The sequence below is a fragment of the Streptomyces sp. NPDC050315 genome (assembly GCF_040655775.1).
In the GTDB taxonomy this organism is placed as follows: Bacteria; Actinomycetota; Actinomycetes; order Streptomycetales; family Streptomycetaceae; genus Streptomyces.
Map to the genome: position 1 here is coordinate 257,041 of NZ_JBFAKN010000010.1, position 23,035 is coordinate 280,075.

General features: G+C 72.4%; 14 protein-coding genes. 2 read left to right on the forward strand and 12 right to left on the reverse strand.

Annotation, left to right across the window (positions count from 1 at the left end; genetic code table 11):
* Positions 1 to 81: 81 nt before the first annotated feature.
* Both AB0I82_RS32030 and nrdR read right to left on the reverse strand, forming a co-directional pair.
* Positions 82 to 2,958 (reverse strand): vitamin B12-dependent ribonucleotide reductase, encoded by a 2,877-nt coding sequence (locus AB0I82_RS32030; protein WP_363260941.1) that lies wholly within the window; start codon positions 2,956 to 2,958, stop codon positions 82 to 84.
* A 120-nt stretch (positions 2,959 to 3,078) separates the two neighbouring features.
* Entirely contained in the window at positions 3,079 to 3,600 is a 522-nt protein-coding gene (gene nrdR, locus AB0I82_RS32035) for a transcriptional regulator NrdR (RefSeq protein WP_030260734.1), read from the reverse strand.
* A 540-nt stretch (positions 3,601 to 4,140) separates the two neighbouring features.
* Between nrdR and lexA the strand changes: the two genes are divergently transcribed.
* A complete protein-coding gene (lexA, locus tag AB0I82_RS32040; RefSeq protein WP_031057317.1) occupies positions 4,141 to 4,932 on the forward strand; it encodes a transcriptional repressor LexA in 792 nt (263 codons plus the stop codon).
* Between the two features lie 154 nt (positions 4,933 to 5,086).
* Here the strand turns inward: lexA and AB0I82_RS32045 are convergent, their stop codons facing one another.
* The 5 genes from AB0I82_RS32045 to AB0I82_RS32065 form a co-directional block, all read right to left on the reverse strand.
* The gene (locus AB0I82_RS32045) at positions 5,087 to 7,090 is read right to left on the reverse strand and encodes an ATP-dependent DNA helicase (protein WP_363260942.1); all 2,004 of its coding nucleotides are present in this window, start codon (positions 7,088 to 7,090) and stop codon (positions 5,087 to 5,089) included.
* Positions 7,091 to 7,166: 76 nt separating this feature from the next.
* The gene (locus AB0I82_RS32050; RefSeq protein ID WP_363260943.1) at positions 7,167 to 9,041 is read right to left on the reverse strand and encodes an IucA/IucC family siderophore biosynthesis protein; all 1,875 of its coding nucleotides are present in this window, start codon (positions 9,039 to 9,041) and stop codon (positions 7,167 to 7,169) included.
* 103 nt (positions 9,042 to 9,144) lie between these two features.
* Entirely contained in the window at positions 9,145 to 9,936 is a 792-nt protein-coding gene (locus AB0I82_RS32055) for a GNAT family N-acetyltransferase (protein ID WP_363260944.1), read from the reverse strand.
* 54 nt (positions 9,937 to 9,990) lie between these two features.
* Positions 9,991 to 11,895, reverse strand: a complete 1,905-nt coding sequence (locus AB0I82_RS32060) for an IucA/IucC family protein (RefSeq protein ID WP_363260945.1) — start codon at positions 11,893 to 11,895, stop codon at positions 9,991 to 9,993.
* A gap of 398 nt (positions 11,896 to 12,293) precedes the next feature.
* Positions 12,294 to 13,700, reverse strand: a complete 1,407-nt coding sequence (locus AB0I82_RS32065) for a diaminobutyrate--2-oxoglutarate transaminase family protein (protein ID WP_363261001.1) — start codon at positions 13,698 to 13,700, stop codon at positions 12,294 to 12,296.
* Positions 13,701 to 14,082: 382 nt separating this feature from the next.
* Here AB0I82_RS32065 and AB0I82_RS32070 point away from each other — a divergent pair, with 382 nt between their 5' ends.
* Positions 14,083 to 15,297: a hypothetical protein gene (locus AB0I82_RS32070; protein ID WP_363260946.1), complete on the forward strand. Its 1,215-nt coding sequence runs from the start codon at positions 14,083 to 14,085 to the stop codon at positions 15,295 to 15,297.
* A gap of 84 nt (positions 15,298 to 15,381) precedes the next feature.
* Here the strand turns inward: AB0I82_RS32070 and hflX are convergent, their stop codons facing one another.
* From hflX to AB0I82_RS32095, 5 genes are all read right to left on the reverse strand, one after another.
* Positions 15,382 to 16,881 (reverse strand): GTPase HflX, encoded by a 1,500-nt coding sequence (gene hflX / locus AB0I82_RS32075; protein ID WP_363260947.1) that lies wholly within the window; start codon positions 16,879 to 16,881, stop codon positions 15,382 to 15,384.
* Between the two features lie 205 nt (positions 16,882 to 17,086).
* Positions 17,087 to 18,634: a M1 family metallopeptidase gene (locus AB0I82_RS32080; RefSeq protein ID WP_363260948.1), complete on the reverse strand. Its 1,548-nt coding sequence runs from the start codon at positions 18,632 to 18,634 to the stop codon at positions 17,087 to 17,089.
* 158 nt (positions 18,635 to 18,792) lie between these two features.
* Complete coding sequence (locus tag AB0I82_RS32085; RefSeq protein ID WP_363260949.1) at positions 18,793 to 21,138, reverse strand: HD domain-containing protein; 2,346 nt, start codon at positions 21,136 to 21,138, stop codon at positions 18,793 to 18,795.
* A gap of 215 nt (positions 21,139 to 21,353) precedes the next feature.
* Positions 21,354 to 22,244: a diaminopimelate epimerase gene (dapF, locus tag AB0I82_RS32090; RefSeq protein WP_363260950.1), complete on the reverse strand. Its 891-nt coding sequence runs from the start codon at positions 22,242 to 22,244 to the stop codon at positions 21,354 to 21,356.
* 72 nt (positions 22,245 to 22,316) lie between these two features.
* A complete protein-coding gene (locus AB0I82_RS32095; protein WP_363260951.1) occupies positions 22,317 to 22,961 on the reverse strand; it encodes a hypothetical protein in 645 nt (214 codons plus the stop codon).
* Positions 22,962 to 23,035: the final 74 nt, after the last annotated feature.

The window sequence follows — 23,035 nt, forward strand, 5'->3', positions numbered from 1 at the left end:
GCAGTCAACACCGAGGGCGGTGGAGGCGGATCCCGCCTCCACCGCCCTGAGCGGCTCATTCACGCCCCGAGGGGCGCACTGTCAGCTGCAGCCGCTGGTGGAGCCGCAGCCCTCGCAGAGGTAGCAGCTGCCGGCGCGCTGCATCTTCGTACCGCAGGAGAAGCACAGCGGGGCGTCGGCGTTGATGCCGAGCTGCATCTCGACCAGCTCCGCGTTGGTGTGCGCCTGCTTCGGGGCCGGCGCCGCGGTCTCCTCGACGACCTCCTGAGTGGAGGCCGGCGCGGAGTTCTGGGTCGCCGGGGTCAGCGGGGCCGACTGGGCCAGGCCCTGGATGTCGACCTCGTCCTCGGCCGGCTCGTACGAACCGGTCTCCAGGTGACGCTGGCGCTCCTCGACGGAGTGGATGCCGAGCGCCGAGCGGGTCTCGAAGGGCAGGAAGTCCAGCGCCAGGCGGCGGAAGATGTAGTCGACGATCGACTGCGCCATCCGCACGTCCGGGTCGTCCGTCATACCGGCCGGCTCGAAGCGCATGTTGGTGAACTTCGAGACGTAGGTCTCCAGCGGCACGCCGTACTGGAGGCCGACCGAGACCGCGATGGAGAAGGCGTCCATCATGCCCGCGAGGGTCGAGCCCTGCTTGGACATCTTCAGGAACACCTCGCCCAGACCGTCGTCCGGGTAGGAGTTCGCGGTCATGTAACCCTCGGCGCCGCCGACGGTGAAGGAGGTGGTGATACCGGGACGGCCCTTCGGGAGACGCTTGCGGACCGGGCGGTACTCGACGACCTTCTTCTCGGCGACCGGCTCAGCCTTCTTCTCCTCCTCCTTCTTCTTGGCGGAGAGCGGCTGGCCGACCTTGCAGTTGTCGCGGTAGATCGCGAGCGCCTTCAGGCCGAGCTTCCAGCCCTGGAAGTAGACGTCCTCGATCTCCTCGACCGTGGCGCTCTCCGGGACGTTGACCGTCTTGGAGATCGCGCCGGAGAGGAAGGGCTGCGCCGCGGCCATCATGCGGACGTGACCCATCGGGGAGATGGAGCGCTCGCCCATGGCGCAGTCGAAGACCTCGTAGTGCTCGGCCTTCAGGGCCGGCGCGTCGACCACGTTGCCGTGCTCGGCGATGTGGGCGACGATCGCCTCGACCTGCTCGGGCTGGTAGCCCAGGCGCTTCAGGGCCTTCGGGACCGTGTTGTTCACGATCTGCATCGAGCCGCCGCCGACGAGCTTCTTGAACTTGACCAGGGCCAGGTCCGGCTCGACGCCCGTGGTGTCGCAGTCCATCATCAGGCCGATGGTGCCGGTGGGGGCCAGCACGGAGGCCTGCGCGTTGCGGAAGCCGTTCTTCTCGCCGAGGCGGACGACGTCCTGCCACGCCTCGGTGGCCGCGGCCCACACCGGGGTGTCCAGGTCGTCCATGCGCGTGGCGGCACCGTTGGCGTCCGCGTGCTGCTTCATGACGCGCTTGTGGGCGTCGGCGTTGCGGGCGTAACCGTCGTACGGGCCGACGACCGCGGCCAGCTCGGCGGAGCGCTTGTACGAGGTACCGGTCATCAGGGAGGTGATGGCACCGGCGAGCGCGCGGCCGCCGTCGGAGTCGTACGCGTGACCCGTGGCCATGAGCAGGGCGCCGAGGTTGGCGTAACCGATGCCCAGCTGACGGAAGGCGCGGGTGGTCTCACCGATCTTCTCGGTCGGGAAGTCCGCGAAGCAGATGGAGATGTCCATCGCGGTGATGACCAGCTCGACGACCTTGGCGAAGCGCTCCGCGTCGAACGACTGGTTGCCCTTGTCGTCGTCGCGCAGGAACTTCATGAGGTTGAGCGAGGCGAGGTTGCACGAGGAGTTGTCCAGGTGCATGTACTCGCTGCACGGGTTCGAGGCGGTGATCCGGCCCGACTCCGGCGAGGTGTGCCAGTGGTTGATGGTGTCGTCGTACTGGATGCCGGGGTCGGCGCAGGCCCAGGCGGCCTCGGCCATCTTGCGGAACAGGCCCTTGGCGTCGACCTCCTCGATGACCTCGCCGTTCAGCCGGCCGCGCAGGCCGAACTTCGAACCGGTCTCCACGGCCTTCATGAACTCGTCGTTCACGCGGACCGAGTTGTTGGCGTTCTGGTACTGGACGGAGGCGATGTCGTCGCCGCCCAGGTCCATGTCGAAGCCCGCGTCGCGCAGCGCGCGGATCTTCTCCTCCTCGGAGACCTTGGTCTCGATGAACGCCTCGACGTCCGGGTGGTCCACGTCCAGGACGACCATCTTGGCGGCGCGGCGGGTGGCGCCGCCCGACTTGATGGTGCCGGCGGACGCGTCGGCGCCGCGCATGAAGGAGACCGGGCCGGAGGCGTTGCCGCCGGAGGAGAGCAGCTCCTTGGAGGAGCGGATGCGGGAGAGGTTCAGGCCGGCGCCGGAGCCGCCCTTGAAGATCATCCCCTCTTCCTTGTACCAGTCGAGGATCGACTCCATGGAGTCGTCGACGGAGAGGATGAAGCAGGCGCTGACCTGCTGCGGCTGCTTGGTGCCGACGTTGAACCAGACCGGCGAGTTGAAGCTGAAGACCTGGTGGAGCAGCGCGTACGCCAGCTCGTGCTCGAAGATCTCCGCGTCGGCCGGGGAGGCGAAGTAACCGTTCTCCTCACCGGACTTGCGGTACGTCTTCACCACACGGTCGATGAGCTGCTTGAGGCTCTTCTCGCGCTCCGGGGAGCCGACCGCGCCACGGAAGTACTTGCTTGTGACGATGTTGACCGCGTTCACCGACCAGAAGTCGGGGAACTCGACGCCACGCTGCTCGAAATTGACCGAGCCGTCGCGCCAATTGGTCATGACGACGTCACGGCTCTCCCACGCCACCTCGTCGTACGGATGCACGCCGGGGGTGGTGTGGATGCGCTCGATACGCAGACCCTTGCTCGCCTTGCTGCCCTTTCGGGAGCCTCGCGCCGGGCCGCTCGTCGTCTCTGTCATGCCGCCTCCCTGTACGGGCGTAAACGCCCTGATGTGCGCACTTCTTCCCGTGGCACGGTGTATGTCTTGCTGCGCCGGGGCTCCTGCTCAGCTCCGGCGAGGTCTGGTCGCGCGCCGAGCTCAGTCGGCGGCGGGGGCGGGCACGGGGACCGCCGAATTCTCGGCCTCCCCGCAGTTCCCGCAGTGATGCGAGGGCGGCCGCTGCTCACGCAGCTCCGCGATGGCCGCCTCAAAATCTTCGAGCGAGTCGAACGCCCGGTACACGCTCGCGAAGCGCAGGTACGCCACGAGGTCCAGCTCCTGGAGCGGGCCCAGTATGGCGAGCCCGACGTCATGCGTGGACAGCTCGGCGCTGCCGGTCGCGCGGACCGCCTCCTCGACCCGCTGGCCGAGCTTGGCGAGCGCGTCCTCGGTGACCGGCCGGCCCTGGCACGCCTTGCGCACGCCGGCGATGACCTTGTCACGGCTGAAGGGCTCGGTGACCCCGCTCCGCTTGATCACCGTGAGTGACGCCGTCTCGATCGTCGTGAACCGCCGGGAGCAGTCGGGGCACTGCCGGCGGCGGCGGATCGAGGTGCCGTCGTCGGTGGTGCGGCTGTCCACCACCCGGCTGTCGGGGTGCCTGCAGAAGGGGCAGTGCATGGCTTGCCCTCCTCACCCTCGAAAACGGACGTACGCCAACCCGATCCGGCGTACGGCTGATAGCCCGGACAGGGCCCGAACGGGGCCTCCGGAGCGACCACAAGCATAGGCGATCCACGGGCCGAAGAAGACCATGGACCACAACGTCTGGTGGCTGTCGCCCATCCAAGCACTACATGTGGTGCCGGGCGAGAAAATGCACGTACCGCGTGTCGCGGCGGCGCGGCAGCCACGAGACTACGTGAGGCCCCCCGGTGACCGCTGCGGCGGGGCGGCAATGACAGACTTGGGCAGGTCACGACGGGCCCGCCATGATCGTCGCGGAAACGCGGCAGAACGTGGACCCGGCGCCGGAAATTGCCGGCGGGAACGGCACCGTAATGCCCGTTATCGCCTTTTGGTCGCTCGTGGCCATACACCCGATGCCCTGATCAGGTCAGCTAATCCGCGGATTTTCACTCGAACGTGTGTTTGGCGCAACCTTTCGAAAGCAACTACCGTTGGCTAACTAGGGAGAACATTCCGAGAGGGGCAGCCGACGTGACCACCACCGCAGACAGCGCGATCATTGCCGCACAGAGCCACTCCCAGGGCCGTTTCGAGCCGACCCAGAAACCGCCGATGGACGACGCCACGGTGAGCCCGGAGGGCCAGAAGCCGGCGCGCTCGCTGCCCGGGCGCCCTCCTGGAATCCGCGCGGACAGCTCGGGCCTCACCGACCGGCAGCGACGGGTCATCGAGGTCATCCGGGACTCCGTCCAACGACGCGGGTACCCCCCGTCCATGCGCGAGATCGGCCAGGCGGTGGGCCTGTCGAGCACGTCGTCGGTGGCACATCAGCTGATGGCGCTGGAGCGCAAGGGCTTCCTGCGCCGCGACCCGCACCGCCCGCGCGCGTACGAGGTCCGCGGCTCCGACCAGCCCGCCTCTGCCCCCGCCGACACCACGGGCAAGCCCGCGGCGTCGTACGTCCCGCTGGTGGGCCGGATCGCCGCCGGTGGCCCGATCCTCGCGGAGGAGTCCGTCGAGGACGTCTTCCCGCTGCCCCGGCAGCTGGTGGGTGACGGCGAGCTGTTCGTGCTGAAGGTCGTCGGTGACTCCATGGTCGAGGCCGCGATCTGCGACGGCGACTGGGTCACGGTCCGCCGCCAGCCGGTCGCGGAGAACGGCGACATCGTCGCCGCGATGCTCGACGGCGAGGCCACGGTGAAGCGCTTCAAGCGCGAGGACGGCCACGTCTGGCTGCTCCCGCACAACGCCGCGTACCAGCCCATCCCCGGCGACGAGGCGACCATCCTCGGCAAGGTGGTGGCGGTGCTCCGCCGGGTCTGAGTGCCACGGCCGACCCGGCGCCGACCCGCACGGAGCCACCGCTCCCGAGGAGACGACCGCGGTCAAACGCTACGGGCCTCGTATGCCGATCGGCGTACGAGGCCCGCGCACGTGTGCGGGTCCGTAGCGGCCCGCCGCGGGGGCCCTGGCGGTACTACTGCGCGTCCGCCGTCTCGGGCTCCTCAGCAGCCTTCTCGGCCGCCTGAGCGGCCGCGTCGATCGCCGCCAGCGAGCGACGGACCTGATTGCGGTCGGTGGTGTACCAGAAGCCGGGCATCGAGGCGCGCAGGAACGAGCCGTACCGCGCCCGCTCGACCCGGGGGTCCAGGCAGGCGACCACGCCGCGGTCCCCGGAGGCCCGGACCAGGCGGCCCGCGCCCTGGGCCATCAGCAGCGCCGCGTGCGTCGCCGCGACCGCCATGAAGCCATTGCCGCCGGCCTCCTCCACGGCCTTCTGGCGGGCGCTCATCAGCGGGTCGTCGGGGCGCGGGAACGGCACCCGGTCCATCACCACCAGCTGGCAGCTCGCCCCCGGCACATCCACGCCCTGCCACAGCGAGAGCGTCCCGAACAGGCACGTACGCGGATCCGCCGCGAAGGCCCGGATCAGCTCGCCGAGCGTCTCCTCGCCCTGCAGCAGGATGGGCACGTCCAGCCGGCCGCGCAGCTCCTCCGCGGCCGCCTGCGCGGCGCGCATCGAGGAGAACAGCCCCAGCGTGCGCCCGCCGGCCGCCTCCACTAGCTCCGCCAGCTCGTCCAGCATGTCCGTACGGGTGCCCTCGCGCCCCGGCTGGTTCAGATGCTTGGCGACGTACAGAATGCCCTGCTTCGCGTAATCGAACGGCGAGCCGACGTCCAGGCCCTTCCACGGGGGCACGTCCTCGCCCTGCGTGCCCTCGGGGGCCAGGCCCAGCGAGGCCGCCACCCCGTTGAAGTCGCCGCCGAGCTTGAGGGTCGCGGAGGTCAGCACGACCGAGCGGTCCTCGAAGAGCTTCTCGCGCAGCAGCCCGGACACCGACAGCGGGGCGACGCGCAGCGAGGCGCCGAAGCGGTCGTGGCGCTCGTACCAGACCACGTCGTACTCGGAGCCGTTCGCGATCCGCTCGGCGACCGCGTGCACGTTCTCCACGGAGGCCAGCGCCTGCTTGCGTACGGCGTCCTCGTCCTGGACGGACTTGTCGCGGGTCGAACCGAGCGCGGAGATCACCGTACGGGCGGCGTCGCGCAGCGCCATCAGGCAGTACCCCAGGTCCTCCGGGATCTCCTCCAGGCGGCCCGGCAGCGCCAGCTCCATCAGCCGCTCGAAGGTCTCGGAGGCGGTCTGCAGCTGATCGGCGGCCTTCTCGTTGACCAGCTTGGCGGCGCGCCGCACCGCACGGTTGACCTGGCCCGGAGTGAGCTCACCCGTGGCCACGCCGGTGACCCGGGAGACCAGCTCGTGCGCCTCGTCGATGATCAGCACTTCGTGCTGCGGCAGGACCGGCGCGCCCTCGATGGCGTCGATCGCGAGCAGCGCGTGGTTCGTGACGACCACGTCGGCGAGCTTGGCCCGCTCGCGGGCGGCTTCCGCGAAGCACTCCGCGCCGTACGCGCACTTCGATGCGCCCAGGCACTCCCGGGAGGACACCGAGACCTGGCCCCACGCCCGGTCGGAGACGCCCGGCGTCAGCGCGTCCCGGTCGCCCGTCTCCGTCTCGTCCGCCCAGTCCCGCAGCCGCAGCAGGTCCTTGCCGAGCTTGCTCGTCGCCGTGGCCTGCTCGAAGGGGTCGAACAGGCCCTCCTCCTCTTCCTGCGGCACGCCCTCATGGAGGCGGTGCAGGCAGAGATAGTTCGACCGGCCCTTGAGCGTGGCGAACTGCGGCCGGCGGCGGAGCAGCGGATGCAGCGACTCGACCGTACGCGGCAGGTCCCGCTCGACCAGCTGACGCTGCAGCGCCAGGGTGGCCGTCGCGATCACCGTCCGCTCGCCGTGCGCCAGCGCCGGGACCAGATAGCCGATCGACTTTCCGGTGCCGGTGCCGGCCTGGGCGAGCAGGTGGGTGCCGTCGTCGACGGCCTCGGCGACCGCCTCGGCCATGGCGACCTGGCCGGGGCGCTCGGTGCCGCCGACGGCGGTGACGGCGGCATGGAGCAGTTCGGGGAGGGAGGGCTTCGTCATAGCGTTTGCCACCCTACGCGGGCCCACTGACACTCCGCCGCGTCCCGGCCGGTCCGTGACCGGTCGCACGGGCGCGTCAGGGGGCGTGCAGCGGGTTCGGGATCATGCCGTGCACAGCGGCGTGCGGGCGCTCCGGGCGATCACGGTAACCGTCCATGTGGAGACGGTTGCGGTTGAGGCAGAGGCGCTCGATCTCCGGGGTGAGCAGGTCGAACATCGTGTGGCGCTCCTTGAGGTGCGGGAAGCGCTCGTGGTGGCGCAGGATCTCGGCCCGTACGAGCGACCAGAAGTCGCCCTCGGGGACGCCGAGTTGTTCCTCGCACAGCGGCGCCAGATAGCGGAACACGCCGACGAACAGCCCGGAATGGATGAACTGGGTCAGGAACGCGGGCGGTTCGGTGAGCAGGATCTCGCGTACGTCCTCGGGCATGGCGGCCAGTTCGGGCAGCGCGCCGTCCGTGGTGTTCACATCGTCCACGAAGTCCTTGACCGCGAGGCGGGTGGGCACGTCGTGCGCGTCGAAGCAGACGATGGCGTTCTCGCCGTGCGGGGAGAAGACGGTGCCGTACTGGTAGAGGAAGTGCAGCAGCGGCGGCAACAGGGCGGCGAAGAGGCGGCGCAGCCAGGTGTGCGGCGCGAGCCCGGAGCGGTGGACCAGCTCGGCGGTCAGCGCGCGGCCGTGCGGGTCGGTCCACAGGAGCGAGGCGAGGGTGCGGGCGCGCTCTCCCGGGTCGAGCAGCGGGGCGACCGGCTCGCGCCAGATGCAGCCGAGCAGCTCCTTGTACTGGTACGGGACGCCGGGGATGCGGTCGTACAGGGGGTGTTCGACGGTGACGGACGCGGTCTCGCCGAGGAGGATCACGCGCGTCTCGTCGCGGAGGTACGGGTCGGCGTCGCGCAGGCCCTGGACCCAGGCGGTGACGGCGGGGGCCGCGAGGGTGCGCTCGGTGGGCAGGCCGCGCCAGACGAGCGTGTTCAGCACGGACAGCGGGAGCTTGACCGTGCGGGCGTGCGGGCGGCTGGTGTTGAGGAAGGTCCGGATCGACTGCTGCGGCAGCCGGAGGTCGTTGTCAGTGGTGAGTGGGACGATGAATTTGCCGGCGATTTGGGGGGCGTAGAGCGGGGCGATGGTCTCGTCCCACTGCCAGGGGTGGACGGGGAGGTAGAGGTAGTCGGCGGGGTCGAGGCCCTGGTCGGTGAGGGTGCGGGCGAAGGTGTCGCGGAGTTCGGGGGTGAGTTCTTCGGAGTAGAGGCGGTCGGGGGTGGCCAGCGGGCCGGTACCGCGGTAGCGCGCCAGGTCGCGGTGGGCGGCGATCCACGGCAGGCGGCAGGGGGTGCGGGCTTCGGGGGCCCAGCGCTCGGCGTCGGCGGCGGAGAAGCCCAGCCGCCCTTTGTTGGCGATCAGCCAGGGGTGGCCGGTCTGGTGGCCTTCGAGGGCCGCGTAGTCGAGATCGGCCAGCTCGGCGGCGGTGAGGGCGGTGGTGTCCAGCCGGGTGTCGGCGGCGAGCGTCGCGGTCAGCTCGCGGATCAGGTGGCCGGTGGTGTCGCCGCTCAGGCCCAGGACGGTGTCGTGGGCGTGGAAGAGGAAGTGCAGGGGGTCGCCGGTGGGTGTGACGGAGTCCGGATCGACGCGCCAGTGCCCGTATGCGCCGCGGCGGGCGTGGAAGCGGTAGGTGACATCGGGGGTGAGGGGGAGGCGGTAGCGCGGGGTGCCGCAGGAGGCGGTGCCGTCCGGCTCGGGGGTGAGGACCTCTTCGTACGCCAGCTCCGCGAGCGTCTTGGCGAGGAGGCGGCGCGCGGCGCGCTGCCAGGCTGCGTCGGCGGGGCCGCAGGGGGGCGTGGGGCCCGGGCCGGCCGGGCCGCTCGGGTCGTTGGGGCCGTCGGTATGGGCGGGCCGGGGGGAGGCGGAGGGAGGCAAGGCTGACTCCTTGGTGCTCTGGATGAGCGGCATAAGGGAATGAGCAGCGGATTGTTGAGAGGAAAGGAGTGGGCAGGAGGAGGGGATACGGGGAGGGCGTGACCGGGGTGGGCCGGGGTCCGGGGCCGCTGGCGGGTCACAGGACGGTGCGCAGAGCGCGGTCGCGGATCATCAGGGCGGCGCGCTTGTCGGGCAGGTCGGTCTCCGCGGCGAAGCGGAAGCCGGCGCTGAGGAAGGCGGCGATGGAGGGGGTGTTGCGCAGGTCGGGCTCGGCGACGACCCGACCGCACTGGGGGCGGTGGTCCAGGACGAGGTCGGCGGTGGCGCGCAGGAGGGTGGTGCCCAGGCCGCGGCCGCGGTCGGCGACGCCGCCGATGAGGAGGTGGATGCCGGTGTCGTGCGGACGGGCCGGGTAGTAGCGGGCGAGCGGGTCGAGGTCGGCGCGGTAAATCTCCCAGTAGCTCATGGGGACACCGGCCAGCACGCCCAGGCAGGGCACACTGCGGCCGTCGCCGTCGAGCTGGTTCCGCAGATGCGCTTCGGTGGTCCCGGGCGGTCCGGCCAGCTCCCAGAACGCGGCCACGGCCGGGTCGTTCATCCAGCCCGCGATCAGCGCGAGGTCGCGCTCCAGCCGGACGGGTACGAGCTGGAACGGCCCGGCCGGCGTCTCGGCGGGCCCCCATCCGGCGAGCGCGTCGAGAAGCGGGCCGGCCGCCGGGTCACCGGGGCGCAGCTGGGGCACGGTGTCCTCGGCCCCGAGGACGGTCAGTTCGGTGGGCAGCCGGAGGTCGAGCGTGTCACGGAGAGCGTCGACGGAGGCGAGGGCCTGATCGGTCCCCTCGGGGGCCGAGGCCGAGGGGGCCGGGGCGGCGGCCGGGGCCTGCTCCGGAGCGGTGGCCAGGGAGGCCGGTGGCTCGGTGGGGGGCACGGCGGGGTGCTCCTCTCGTGGGCTCAAGGGGGCACGGTTCGGTGGCCTCATGGCTCACGGATTGAGGGGGTTGGGAAGGGTGACGTAGACGGACTGGGTGTCGACCGGGCCGACGAGCTCGTCCAGGCCGTGCAGCCGGGTGAGGAGGTTGGCCTTGCACCGCAGGGTCCGGGCGGCGAGGAGGCGTTCAGGGAGCGGCGAGCGGTGGGCGGCGGGCTCGGCGGCCGCGGCGGTCAGGAACCGCCGGAAGGCGGCGAGGAGTACGCCCTCGTCCGCGAGCCCCTGCGCGCCGAACGCGCCGATCAGCCCGAGGACGTTGTTGATGCCGAGGTAGTAGGCGAAGCGCTCGTCGGTGACGTCGTCGGGCACGAACGTGTCGCTCTCGACGCCGATGCCGGGCAGCCGCCGGTCCAGCTCCGCGCGTCGGGACTCGCGGAAGTAGTAGCCCTGGTTGTCGCGGTACCGCCCGCCGCTCGGCCAGCCGTCCGCGTCGATCAGTACGAGGGTGTTCTGCTGGTGGGCCTCCAGGGCGACGCCCGCGGTGCCGTCGAGCCACAGGACGGGTCGTACGACGGCGTGGAGGTACCGCAGGAACCACTCGGCGGCGACCGCTCCGGCGGGCCGGCCGGTGCGCGCTGTCAGCGTGCCGATGAGGTCGGCGAGGCGGGAGCGCAGGCCCTCGTGGCCCGGCCAGGGCCGGGGCGAGGTAAGACCGGCGACGCACACGGCGTCGTCTTCCGGCCCGAAGGGGTTGTGCCGGAAGACGACGTCGAGACCGCGGACCGGCTCGCCGTCGGTGCCCGTGACGGCGAGCCAGGCCGGGTCGCGGACGATGTCGAAGCCCGGGTGGGCCGCGCGCCACTGTGCGGCGAGGCCGCTGCGGAGGAGGCGGTGCACCTCGACGCCGCGCTGCAGCTCCTTGCGGAGGTTCTCCCGGCGCGAGTTGGTGATGCGAAGCCCGAGGGAGAGCTTGAGCATGGCGTCCGCGCCGGGGCAGTGGACCGTCCGTACGGAGGAGGTGGGGTGCCAGTGCTTGCCGTGCGGGCCGAGGTCGTGCAGCAGCCCGGCGTCCAGGAGCGCGGCCACATCGGGGCGGTGCCGTACCTCACGGGCCTGCCAGGGGTGCAGCGGCAACAGAGCGGTGTCGGCGGGCGGTTCGAGGCCGTCGCCGGCGAGATCGGCGGCGAGCCGGTCGGACGGTACGGCGCGGCCGCGCGCGGTCCACGCCGAGTCCGCGGCCAGTACGGAGCGGTGCACGGCCAGCCAGTGCAGCGGGAAGGAGCCGCGCAGCTCCGGGGAGTACGCGCGGAGGTCCCCCTCGGACAGGCCCTCGCGGCTCTTCGGGGTGGGGTGCAGCGGATGCCCCAGGATCAGGGACTGCTCGCCTTCGAGGAAGCGGTCGCCGTGCGGGCCGTCGGGACGGGCCCGCCGCTCGGCGAGGATGGCTGCGGTACAGCGTACGGAGTTGGCCACGCGGCCGATCAGCTCGGCGGCGCCCTCGGGGGAGCCTTCAACGGCGCCCTCTGCAGCCCCTTCCGTAGCTCCCTCCGCGGCTCGCTCCGTGGCCCCCTCGGCGAACGCCGCCTCGCGGCGCAGCAGAGCGGCCAAGGTGACGGCGTCCACAGGGGGCGCATCCGCCGGAGCCTGCTCCAGTACAGGCGGGCCGAAGCGGTGCACGCCGGTGGCCGACCAGTAGCGGACGGGGACGCTCAGCGCGGTGCCGGCGGCGTCGAGCGGGAGCCGGAGGTGGGCGCCGGACGGGCGCGGCGTGCCGCGCTCCCGGACCCAGCAGCGCAGCAGGTTCTCGACACCCGCCGCGTCCGCGGCCGCCGCCGGGTCGGGGTGCTCCAACGGGTCGGGGCACTTCGACGGATCGAGGTCGGCGTCCCGCTCCGTACCGAGCGGCTGCCGCCTGTCCCGCATCGCCGCCCCGACGCCGAAGGCGATCCCGACGGCCATCCGGGAATCGAGCGTCCCCGGCTCACATACGTGGCCGATACGACGCGCCTGGCGCGGGACGCTGGGTTCGTCGGCCGGTTCGGACGGGCCAGACGGGCCAGACGATTCGGATGGTGCGGATGGTTCGAGCGCCCCGGACGCCTCTGAGGTCCGGGACGGCTCCGACGACTCTTCGGACGAGTCCGACGAGTCCGATGGCTCTGATGTGCCGGACGCCATCGCACTGGCCGCCACGCCCTCACCGCTACCGGACCGCACCTCCGGCGCCAGACCGGCGCCTCCCCCGGCGTCGGCCACCTCACGGCAGCCATTCGCCGCGTCGGCCGGGGGCTCCGCCGCGGGTGGGGCGTCCGGGGCGGGGCCGGCCGGCCCGTTCGTCGCAGGGCCAAGGCGTTCGGTCATGGGGTGGTGCCTCGCATGGTGGGGAGGGGGGAACCCGTCGGTCCGGGGGTGGGGCTGACCGCCGCCGCGATGGCGTCGGCGAGGCGGTCGAGTACGGCGTCGGCCTGTTCGTCGGTGAGCGTGAGCGGCGGCAGCAGGCGTACGACGGCGGAGCCGCGGCCGCCGAGCTCCACGATCAGCCCGCGGTCCAGGCACTGCTGCTGGACCTCGGCGGCCAGCCGCGAGCCGGGCGGCGGGGCGCCGTCCGGCCCCACCGGCCCTTCCGGGTCGACCAGTTCGACGCCGAGCATCAGGCCGCGGCCGCGGACGTCGCCGATGCAGTCGTGGTGCGCGGCCAGGCCGCGCAACCGGGCGAGCATCCGTGCGCCCAGCTCGGCGGCGTGTGCGGCGAGGCCGTTCTCGCGTACGTACGCGAGCGTCGCGGCGCCGGCCGCCATCGCGAGCTGGTTGCCGCGGAAGGTGCCGGCGTGCGCGCCGGGGCGCCAAGTGTCCAGCTCCTCGCGGTAGACGATCACCGCGAGCGGCAGGCTGCCGCCGATGGCCTTGGAGAGGACGAGGACGTCCGGGACGATGCCGCTGTGGTCGATCGCCCAGAAGGCGCCGGTGCGGCCGACGCCGGTCTGCACCTCGTCCACGATGAGCGGCACGTCGTGCGCGGCGGTGAGCTCACGCATCCGGCGCAGCCAGCTGTCGGGCGCGGGGATCACCCCGCCCTCGCCCTGGACGGGCTCCAGGATCATGCCGGCCGGGCGCGGCACCCCGCTCTTGGGGTCGGCGAGGGCGTTCTCCGCCCAGCGCGCGGCCAGTTCCGCGCCGTGCTCGGCGGTGTGCGCGCCTCCGCTCTCCGTGTCCTGCGCGGCGCCGGTCCCGAAGGGGCAGCGATAGGCGTACGGATACGGGAGCCGAGTCACGGAGATGTCCCGCGCGGCCCCGGACGCGGCGAGCGCCCCCGCCGTCATGCCGTGGTACGCGCCGGTGAACGCCATCAGCCCGTCGCGTCCGGTCGCGGTCCGTACGAGCGTCAGGGCGGCCTCGACCGCGTCCGTGCCGGCCGGGCCGCAGAACTGCACCTTCCCGTGCTCGGCCAGCTCCCGCGGCAGGGTGGCGAACAGCTCGGTGGTGAAGGCGTCCTTGACGGGCGTGGCGAGATCCAGCACGTGCAGGGGCGCACCGGAGTCCAGGACGGCGCGAATCGCTTCGAGCACCACGGGGTGGTTGTGCCCGAGCGCGAGCGTGCCGGCGCCGGAGAGGCAGTCGAGGTAGCGGCGGCCGTCCGCCCCCTCGATCGTCAGCCCGCGGGCGCGGACCGGGACGATGGGCAGCGAACGCGCATACGTGCGCGCGGCGGATTCGCGCAGCGACTGCCTCCGCAGGATCTGTTCACAGTCCAGCGGCGGTGCCATCGGCGAAGGCTGGGTCAAGGCCACGGCGTTGCTGTCCTCCTGCTGTTCCACGGGCTCCCGGCGCGCTCGTCGGCGCCGGTCGCCGGCTCTGTGGGCCGCCCCGTGAACACGGACCGGCCGTCCCCCGTACGTACCAACGACGTCACGAGCACCGGATCACGGCCTCGGCAAAGATCCTTGGCGACCGGAACCGCGGACCCGCCCGGTGCCGTCCCCCACGGCACCGGCATAGTGGGGCTCTGCATTCCGGACCGGCCACCAGAACCGGTGGAACGGTCCGAACAAGTCCATATCGATCGCCGACAGCCGCCGGACGGTCGCGAATGCGCTCGCCGGACGATCGTCGCAGCGGTCACCGAACACACCCAGGGGGAATCCAGTCATGCGATCCATCCGCCTGTCCGCCGCCCGGCCACGTGCCGGCCGCCGCACCACGCGCGGTGTCGCCGCCGCCGCGCTGGTCGGCGCGCTGGCGCTGACCGCCACCGCCTGCGGCCCCTCGGACGACAGCGCCGGTTCGCAGCCGGACCAGTCGGCCGTGGACCAGCCGGGCGGCGGCGAGCTGAAGATCCCCAAGGAGCTGCAGGACAAGCTCAAGGACCTCGGCGTGAACCTGGACGACTGGAAGCACGGCGAGTGGAAGAACTGGGACAAGAAGAAGTGGCTGCGCGAGGCCGGCCAGTTCGTGAACCCGTACATCAAGGGGCTGTGGGACCCGGACCGGATGAAGGACGCCGAGCAGCCCGCCGAGCCGGTCGAGCCGGAGGACATCTCCGGTGACCAGGGCGTCACCGACCCCGAGCCGACCCCGGTGCGGGCGCAGCCGGTGAGCGCCCCGTACAGCGCCAATGCGCCCGGCGTCGGCAAGGTCTTCTTCGACAGCCCCGAGGGCTCGATGGTCTGCTCGGGCGCGGTGGTCGAGGACCCGGCGCACCCGGGCAAGTCGAACATGGTGTGGACGGCTGGCCACTGCGTGCACGCCGGCAAGAGCGGCGGCTGGTACCGCAACATCGCCTTCGTGCCCTCGTACAACGACGGCGGCAGGTCCGCCGCCGAGCTGCAGGGCGCGACGAAGGAGCAGCTGGCTCCGAAGGGCGTGTTCTGGGCCGATGCGGCGCAGACCTCGCAGCAGTGGATCGACGGGGGTGCGAAGACCGGTGGCGAGGGCGCGCCGTACGACTTCGCCGTGCTGCACGTGAAGCCGGAGGCGGGCAACACCAAGTCGCTGGAGGAGACGGTCGGGACGGCCTATCCGGTGCAGTTCAACGCGCCGGCCGTGCCGAAGATCGCGTCGATGACCGCGCAGGGCTACCCGGCCGCCAAGCCCTTCGACGGCCAGACGCTGCAGCAGTGCCCCGGGAAGCCCGGCCGGCTCTCGCTGGAGACCGCGCAGCCCACGATGTACCGCATCGGCTGCACGATGACGGCCGGTTCGTCCGGCGGGCCCTGGTTCACCAACGACCAGCAGGGCCGGACGGCGCTGGTGTCCAACACCTCGATCGGGCCGGTGACGGCCGACTGGCTGGCCGGGCCGCACCTGGGCGCGGAGGCCAAGGGCGTGTACGAGGGCGTCAGCGAGAAGTTCGCGAACCAGTAGCCGGCACGGCGCACCCGTAGCGGACATGCGTGAGGGCCCGCTCCCCTGGTGGGGAGCGGGCCCTTCGTGCGCCAGTGCTACGGGTCAGCCGCCCGCTGCCGCCGGTACGTACGGCTGGAGCTCCGCCGCCAGCTCCTCATGGACGCGGGCCTTGAGGACCGTGCCCTCCGCGGTGTGCTCCTCGGAGATCACCTCGCCCTCGGCGTGCGTCCGCGAGACCAGCTGGCCGTGGGTGTACGGGACCAGCGCCTCGATCTCGACGCTGGGCCGCGGCAGCTCCTCGTCGATCAGGGCGAGCAGCTCCTCGATGCCCTGGCCCGTACGGGCCGACACCAGCATGGCGTGCTTCTCCTGGCGCAGCAGGCGCTGCAGTACGAGCGGGTCGGCCGCGTCCGCCTTGTTGACGACCACGATCTCCGGTACGTCGGTCGCGCCGACGTCGCGGATCACCTCGCGGACGGCCGCCAGCTGCTCCTCGGGCACCGGGTGCGAGCCGTCGACCACGTGCAGGATGAGGTCGGAGTCGCCGACCTCCTCCATCGTGGAGCGGAACGCCTCGACGAGGTGGTGCGGGAGGTGCCGGACGAATCCGACCGTGTCGGCCAGGGTGTAGAGCCGCCCGCTGGGCGTCTCGGCCCGCCGGACGGTCGGGTCCAGGGTGGCGAACAGGGCGTTCTCCACCAGGACACCGGCGCCGGTGAGGCGGTTGAGCAGCGAGGACTTGCCCGCGTTCGTGTACCCCGCGATGGCTACCGAGGGGACCTTGTTGCGCCGGCGTTCCTGGCGCTTGATGTCGCGCCCGGTCTTCATCTCCGCGATCTCCCGGCGCATCTTCGCCATCTTCTCGCGGATCCGCCGCCGGTCGGTCTCGATCTTGGTCTCACCGGGACCACGGGTGGCCATGCCGCCGCCCGCCGAACCGGAGCCACCGCCACCCATCTGCCGGGACAGCGACTGACCCCAGCCGCGCAGCCGGGGCAGCATGTACTGCATCTGTGCCAGCGCGACCTGCGCCTTGCCCTCTCGGGACTTGGCGTGCTGGGCGAAGATGTCGAGGATCAGGGCGGTCCGGTCGACCACCTTGACCTTGACGACGTCCTCCAGGTGGATCAGCTGGCCGGGGCTCAGCTCACCGTCGCAGACGACGGTGTCGGCGCCGGACTCCAGCACGATGTCGCGCAGCTCCTGGGCCTTGCCCGAGCCGATGTACGTCGCCGGGTCCGGCTTGTCACGGCGCTGGATCACACCGTCCAGCACCAGCGCGCCCGCGGTCTCGGCCAGCGCCGCCAGCTCCGCGAGGGAATTCTCCGCGTCGAGGACCGTCCCGGAGGTCCACACGCCCACCAGCACCACGCGCTCCAGGCGCAGCTGCCGGTACTCGACCTCGGTGACGTCCTCGAGCTCGGTGGACAGGCCCGCCACGCGGCGCAGGGCCGCGCGCTCGGAACGGTCGTACTGGTCGCCGTCACGCGCCCCGTCGATCTCGTGGCTCCAGGCGACGTCCTCTTCCATCAGGGCGTCGGCCCGAAGGCTCTCGTGGAGGCGCTGTCGGTCCTGCTGAGGAAGGGAAGAAGAGGAGGTCATTTGATCCTTTGTGTCGTTGGGACGTCCCTCGGAGGCCCCTGAGGGGCCTCGGGACTCTCGATCGTGACAACGTCCGGACGCCCCGGGAGATTCCCGGCGGTCCCGGCGTCGGTCCGTCGATGGTCGCACGGCCGGTGACGCCCGTCACGCGAGTTTTCCTGCCCTGCCATTGTCCCTGGTGAGCGCGGCGGGGGTGGGCCCGGGGTCAGGATGCGCGGCCTTTCGGGCCGGGCTTCGGCTGCTCCTTCTCGACGCGCCAGTCCGGGTGGCCGGGCATCGGCGGCGTACGGGTGTCGTACAGCCAGGCGCGCAGGAAGGCGGAGAGGTCCTGGCCGTGGATGCGGGAGGCCAGCGCCACGAAGTCGGCGGTACTGGCGACGCCGTCGCGGTGCTGCGCGTACCAGGCGCGCTCCAGGCGGTCGAACTTCGCGGCGCCGATCCGCTCGCGCAGCGCATACAGGACGAGCGCGCTGCCGTCGTAGACCACCGGCCGGAAGATGCCGATCTTCTGGCCCTTCTCGGGGGGCTTGGGGGCCGCCGGGGGCCCGCCGGCCGCGCGCCAGCCGTCGGACTCCTGGTAGGCGCGCTTCATACGGGCCTCCATGGACGCCTTGCCCTTGCTCGCGCGGTCCGCGTAGAGCGCTTCGTACCAGGTGGCGTGCGACTCGTTCAGCCACAGGTCGGACCAGGTGCGCGGACTGACGCTGTCGCCGAACCACTGGTGTGCCAGCTCGTGCACCATCAGTGACTCCACGTACCAGGACGGCAGCCGGTCGGTGGCGAAGAGGTGCTTCTCGAACAGGGAGAGCGTCTGTGTCTCCAGCTCGAAGCCGGTCGAGGCGTCGGCCATCAGCACCCCGTAGGTCTCGAAGGGATACTGGCCCACCTGGCGCTCCAGCCAGGCGATCTGCCCAGGCGTCTTGGCGAGCCAGGGCTCCAGCTTCTTCTGCTCGGCGGCCGGCACGACGTCCCTCAGGGGCAGCCCGTGCGGGCCCTGGCGGCGGACGACGGCGGATTTCCCCAGGGAGACCTGGACCAGTTCGGTGGCCATCGGGTGCTGCGAGCGGTACGTCCAGGTGGTGGCCGGGCCGCGGGCGCTGCGCCCTAGGGACAGGCCGTTCGCGACGGCCGTAATGCCACGCGGCGCGGTGATCCGGAAGGTGAAGTCGGCCTTGTCGGAGGGGTGGTCGTTGCCCGGGAAGACGCGGTGCGCGGCGTCCGCCTGGTTGGCCATGACCAGTCCGTCGCCCGTGCGGACCCAGCCGCCGTCCTTGCCGCCCTTGGGGTTGCTGGTGTGCCGGACGACGATCCGCATGCTCTGACCCGGCTCCACGGGTCGGGCCGGGGTGACCACGAGGTCCTCGTCGTGCGTGGCGTACCGCGCGGGGACGCCGTTGACCTGCACGGACCGTACGGCGCCGCGGGCGAAGTCGAGGTTGAAGCGGTCCAGGTGGCCGGTGGCCCGGGCGGTGATCGTGGTGACGGCGTCCAGCGGGGCGTCGTTGCGTCCGGAGTACTTCATGGCGATGTCGTACGCGCCGACGTCGTAGCCGGGGTTGCCGAGGTGCGGGTAGAGGCGGTCGCCGAGCCCCTGGGGGCCGGGCTCCGGCGCGCCCGCCGCCAGGAGGGCGCCGACGGCCAGTACCGCCGGGACGGCGCGGCGATGGGCCTTGAGGCGGCGCGGCGCGGAGGGGCGCGGCAGGTCCGGCGCCTGGCGGGTGGAGGACGCGGTACGGCGGGACATAGAGGGCATGCGTTACCGCTACCAGTACGGCCGCGCTCGTGAACGGCGGCACGGCAGGGCGGCACCCGAATGAGCGGTTCCGGTCGCTTCCCGGGCGCGTCGCCGTACGCCGCGTCCGGGGCCGCCCCTGTGGACGTGCGCCTCAGGGCACTTCGTAGTCGCGCGCCTCAGAGGCGGATGGTCGCGGCCGGGCGGCTGCGGCCCGCACGCAGGACGTCGAAGACGCCCGGTACCTGGCGCATCGCCCGCATCAGGGAGGGCAGTTCGGCGGCGTCCGGGAGGTGCAGCGTGTACGTGTGCCGTACGCGCTGCTCGTGCGGCGGCTCCACATCGGCGGAGACGACGGCGGCGCCCTGCGCGGCGATGGCTTCGGTGAGATCGGCCAGCAGCCGGGGCCTGCTGAACGCCTCGGCGAGCAGCGTGACGCGGCAGCCCTGGTCCGGAGCGGCCGAGCGTCGCCAGTGCACCCCTACGGGTGCCCGCCCGGCCGCCGCCATCCGGGCCACGGCCGGACACAGGGCGCGGTGCACGGTCACGATGCCGCCCCGTACGGCGAAGCCGGTGACCTTGTCGGGCGGCACGGGGGTGCAGCAGCCGGCCAGCCGGACCGTCGCGTCGGGGAGGTCGGCGACGGCGGGGACGGGCGGGCGGGGGCGACGTGCCCCGGGGGCCTCGTCGGCGTCCTCGGGGTCGGCGTTGCCTGCTTCTTCGGGGTCCGCGTTGCGCGCTTCGAGGGCGGGACTCCGCTCGTCCGTCCCCTCGTCGGCAGTGCCGCTCTCCGGGGCCTCCGCGGTCTCGGCGCCCGCGTCCCGTTCCCCGCGCTCCGCCCCCGGATGCGCGGTGAGCCAGCGGGAGATGGCGAGGCGGGCCGCGGGCGTGCGCGCGTACTCCAGCCACTGCGGGGAGGGACCCGCCGCTGAGTCCGGGGCCATCAGGAGGTGCAGGCTGTCGCCGTCGCGGAGGATCGTCGAGAGGGTCGCCAGGCGGCCGTTCACGCGCGCGCCGATGCAACAGTGCGCCCCGGCACCATGGAGTGCGTACGCGGCGTCCACGCAGCTCGCGCCCGCCGGCAGCCGGATCGCGCCGCGGTCGCCCGAGGCATCAGCGGCCGCCTCGCGCGCCGCCTCCGCTCCCCCGCCGAAGCCGCCGTCCGCGCGGAAGACCGTGATCTCCCGGTCCTCGGCCAGGTCGTCCCGGAGCGAGGTCCAGAACGTGTCCGGGTCCGGGGCGACCCGCTGCCACTCCAGGAGCCGTGAGAGCCAGCCGGGGCGGGTCGGGTCCACCCGCTCCCCGTCGGGCGCCTCAGGGGCCTCCGACGGGCCGTACGGGCCGCCCTCGGCGGGGACGTGCGGGTTGCCGAGCGCGATCACCCCGGCCTCGGCCACCCGGTGCATCCGGTGGGTGCGGATAAGCGTTTCGGCAATCTCGCCGTGCTCGCTCGTCACGGCGGTGTGCAGGGACTGGTACAGGTTGAACTTGGGCGCCGCGATGAAGTCCTTGAACTCCGAGACGACCGGCGTGAAGCACGTGTGCAGCTCGCCCAGTACGGCGTAACAGTCCGCGTCCTCGGTGACCAGGACGAGCAGCCGCCCCAGGTCCGCGCCGGTCAGCTCGCCGCGCCCTATCCGCACCCGGTGCACCGAGACGAAGTGCCGCGGCCGGACGAGGACTTCGGCGTCGATGCCCGCGTCGTGCAGGACCGCGCGCATCCGCTCGGCGACGGCCGCGAGCGGATCGGGGCGCTCGGCGTGCTGCCGTACGAGGGTGCGGGTGGCGGCGTACTCCTCCGGATGCAGGATCGCGAAGACCAGGTCCTCCAACTCGGTCTTGAGCGCCTGGACACCGAGGCGTTCGGCGAGCGGGATCAGCACGTCACGGGTGACCTTGGCGATCCTGGCCTGCTTCTCGGGGCGCATCACACCGAGGGTGCGCATGTTGTGCAGCCGGTCGGCGAGCTTGATCGTCATCACCCGGACGTCGTTGCCCGTGGCCAGCAGCATCTTGCGGAAGGTCTCCGGCTCGGCCGCCGCGCCGTAGTCGACCTTCTCCAGTTTGGTGACGCCGTCGACCAGGAAGCGCACCTCCTCGCCGAACTCCGCGCCCACCTGATCGAGCGTCACTTCCGTGTCCTCGACCGTGTCGTGGAGCAGGGAGGCGGTCAACGACGTGGTCTCCGCGCCCAGTTCGGCGAGGATCAGCGTCACGGCGAGGGGATGCGTGATGTACGGCTCGCCGCTCTTGCGCATCTGCCCCCGGTGCGAGGACTCGGCGAGGACGTACGCCTTGCTGAGGACCGCCAGGTCGGCGTCCGGATGGTGGGCGCGGTGGACCTTGGCGACGTGCTCCAGGGCGTCCGGCAGGCCGTCGCGCGGCATGGGGCCCAGCAGCGCCGCGCGGCTGAACCGGCGCAGACCTCTCAGCTCCAGACGGGGGCGGCCGCGTTTGCGGGCCGGAACCCCTGCCGGGTGAAGCTCTGCGGGCGCACCGCTGGGTTCAGTGGCCTCTGCGCTCATGGGGCACCTCCGGCAGCATCGACCGGCGGCCGGACGCGATCGGCGGTGACGGCGGTGTCCGGGCCGGTGCTTGATGCTACCGAGCCCATCACGCACCGCTCACCGCCTCTCGCCCAGAGTGAAACGGATCACCCATTCGAGCGAATCTTCGGCGGTGCCCCGTGACCGTACGAGGGCCGCTCCGGGGTGGCCCCGGAGCCGGCCGGAGGCCGGTCTCAGGCGGTGGCTGCGGCCAGCCAGGCGGGGTCGATCGTGCCCTCGGCGACGATCACCGCGGAGCCCGTCATCTCGACCGTGCCGTCCGGCAGCTCGGTGATCACGAGCCGGCCGCCGGGGACGTCGACGGTGTACGAGACGGGGCTGCCCGTGATCGCGGGGTCGTCGCCGTCCCGGCGGGCGGCGGCGACGGCGACGGCGCAGGCGCCCGTGCCGCAGGAACGGGTCTCGCCGGAGCCGCGCTCGTGGACCCGCATCGCGACGTGGCGCGGGCCGCGGTCGACGACGAACTCGACATTGACGCCGTCCGGGTAGACCGCGGCGGGGCTGAACGGCGGAGCGGTGAGCAGGTCCCCGGCGTGGTCGAGGTCCTCGACGAAGGCGACGGCGTGCGGATTGCCCATGTTCACGTTGCGCGCGGGCCAGCTGCGGCCGCCGACCGTGACCGTGACCTGCTCCTCGGGGAGCTCGGCGCGACCCATGGTGACGGTGACCTCGCCCGTCCCGGGGCCCGCGGTGTCCTTGGCGAGGTGGACGCGGCGCACGCCCGCCCGGGTGGCGATGGCCAGATCGCCGGGCTCGACCAGCCCGGCGTGCTCCAAGTAGCGCGCGAACACCCGGACGCCGTTGCCGCACATCTCGGCGATCGAGCCGTCGCCGTTGCGGTAGTCCATGAACCACTCGGCCTCGTCGGCCATGGCACGCGCCTCGGGATGCGCCGCGGACCGTACGACGTGCAGCACGCCGTCGCCGCCGATGCCGGCCCGGCGGTCGCAGAGCCGCGCGACCAGGGACGCGGGCAGCTCCAGCCGCCCGTCCGGGTCGGGGACGATCACGAAGTCGTTCTCGGTGCCGTGGCCCTTGAGGAAGGCGATGCGCTCGTTGCTCACCCTTGAATCGTACGGGCCACCACCGACAGCGGCCGCATCCGGGCGCGCCGCGCATCGAGGCGGAGCGAGCGCTCAGCGCAGCCGGGCCACGCGCCAGATCGCGAGGGCCGCGAGCACCAGGACGACCGCGACGTACACGGCCACCACCCGCCAGTCCGTGCGCCGGCCCGAACCGCGGGCCGCCAGGCCCGGCCAGGTGTGGCCGACCCGGCGGGCGGCCATCATGCCCCAGCCCGCCGCGCAGCAGCACAGCAGCAGCCCGAGCATCGCGAACACGGCGCCGCCGTCCCCGCTGAATTCGAACGCCAGCGGAAACGCGAACATCAGTGAGCCGACCGCGCCCAGGCCCACGATGGGGGCGAGCTGCCACAGACGGAGGCGGCGCGGCGGCCGCAGCTCCCGGAAGGACGCGGCGTCCTCGGCGGGCCGGTCGTCCTCCGGCTGCGCGTCGGGCCCGTCGGAACCGTCCAGCGCGGTCGCGTCCTCCAGGGCCGCGTCGCCCGCCGGCCCGTCGTCGGCCGTCAGCCCCTCGTCGCCCCCCGGGCGCTCCTCATCGGTGAGCAGGCCGTCGTCCGGGAACAGGTCCTGGTCCGGGAGCGGGGCGTCCTCGGCGGGACGGCCCTCGGCGGCGGCGCTGTCGCCCCGCGGCAGTCCGGCGTCGGCGGCCGGTCCGGCGTCGTCGAGCGCCGGCGCCCGGCCCGGTCCGTGACCGGTCATCGGTTCCCCTCCGCCGCGCTGTTCGCGCGGTGCTTCCGGCTGCTGCGCTCTGCTGCGAGGGCGGGCCTCCATCG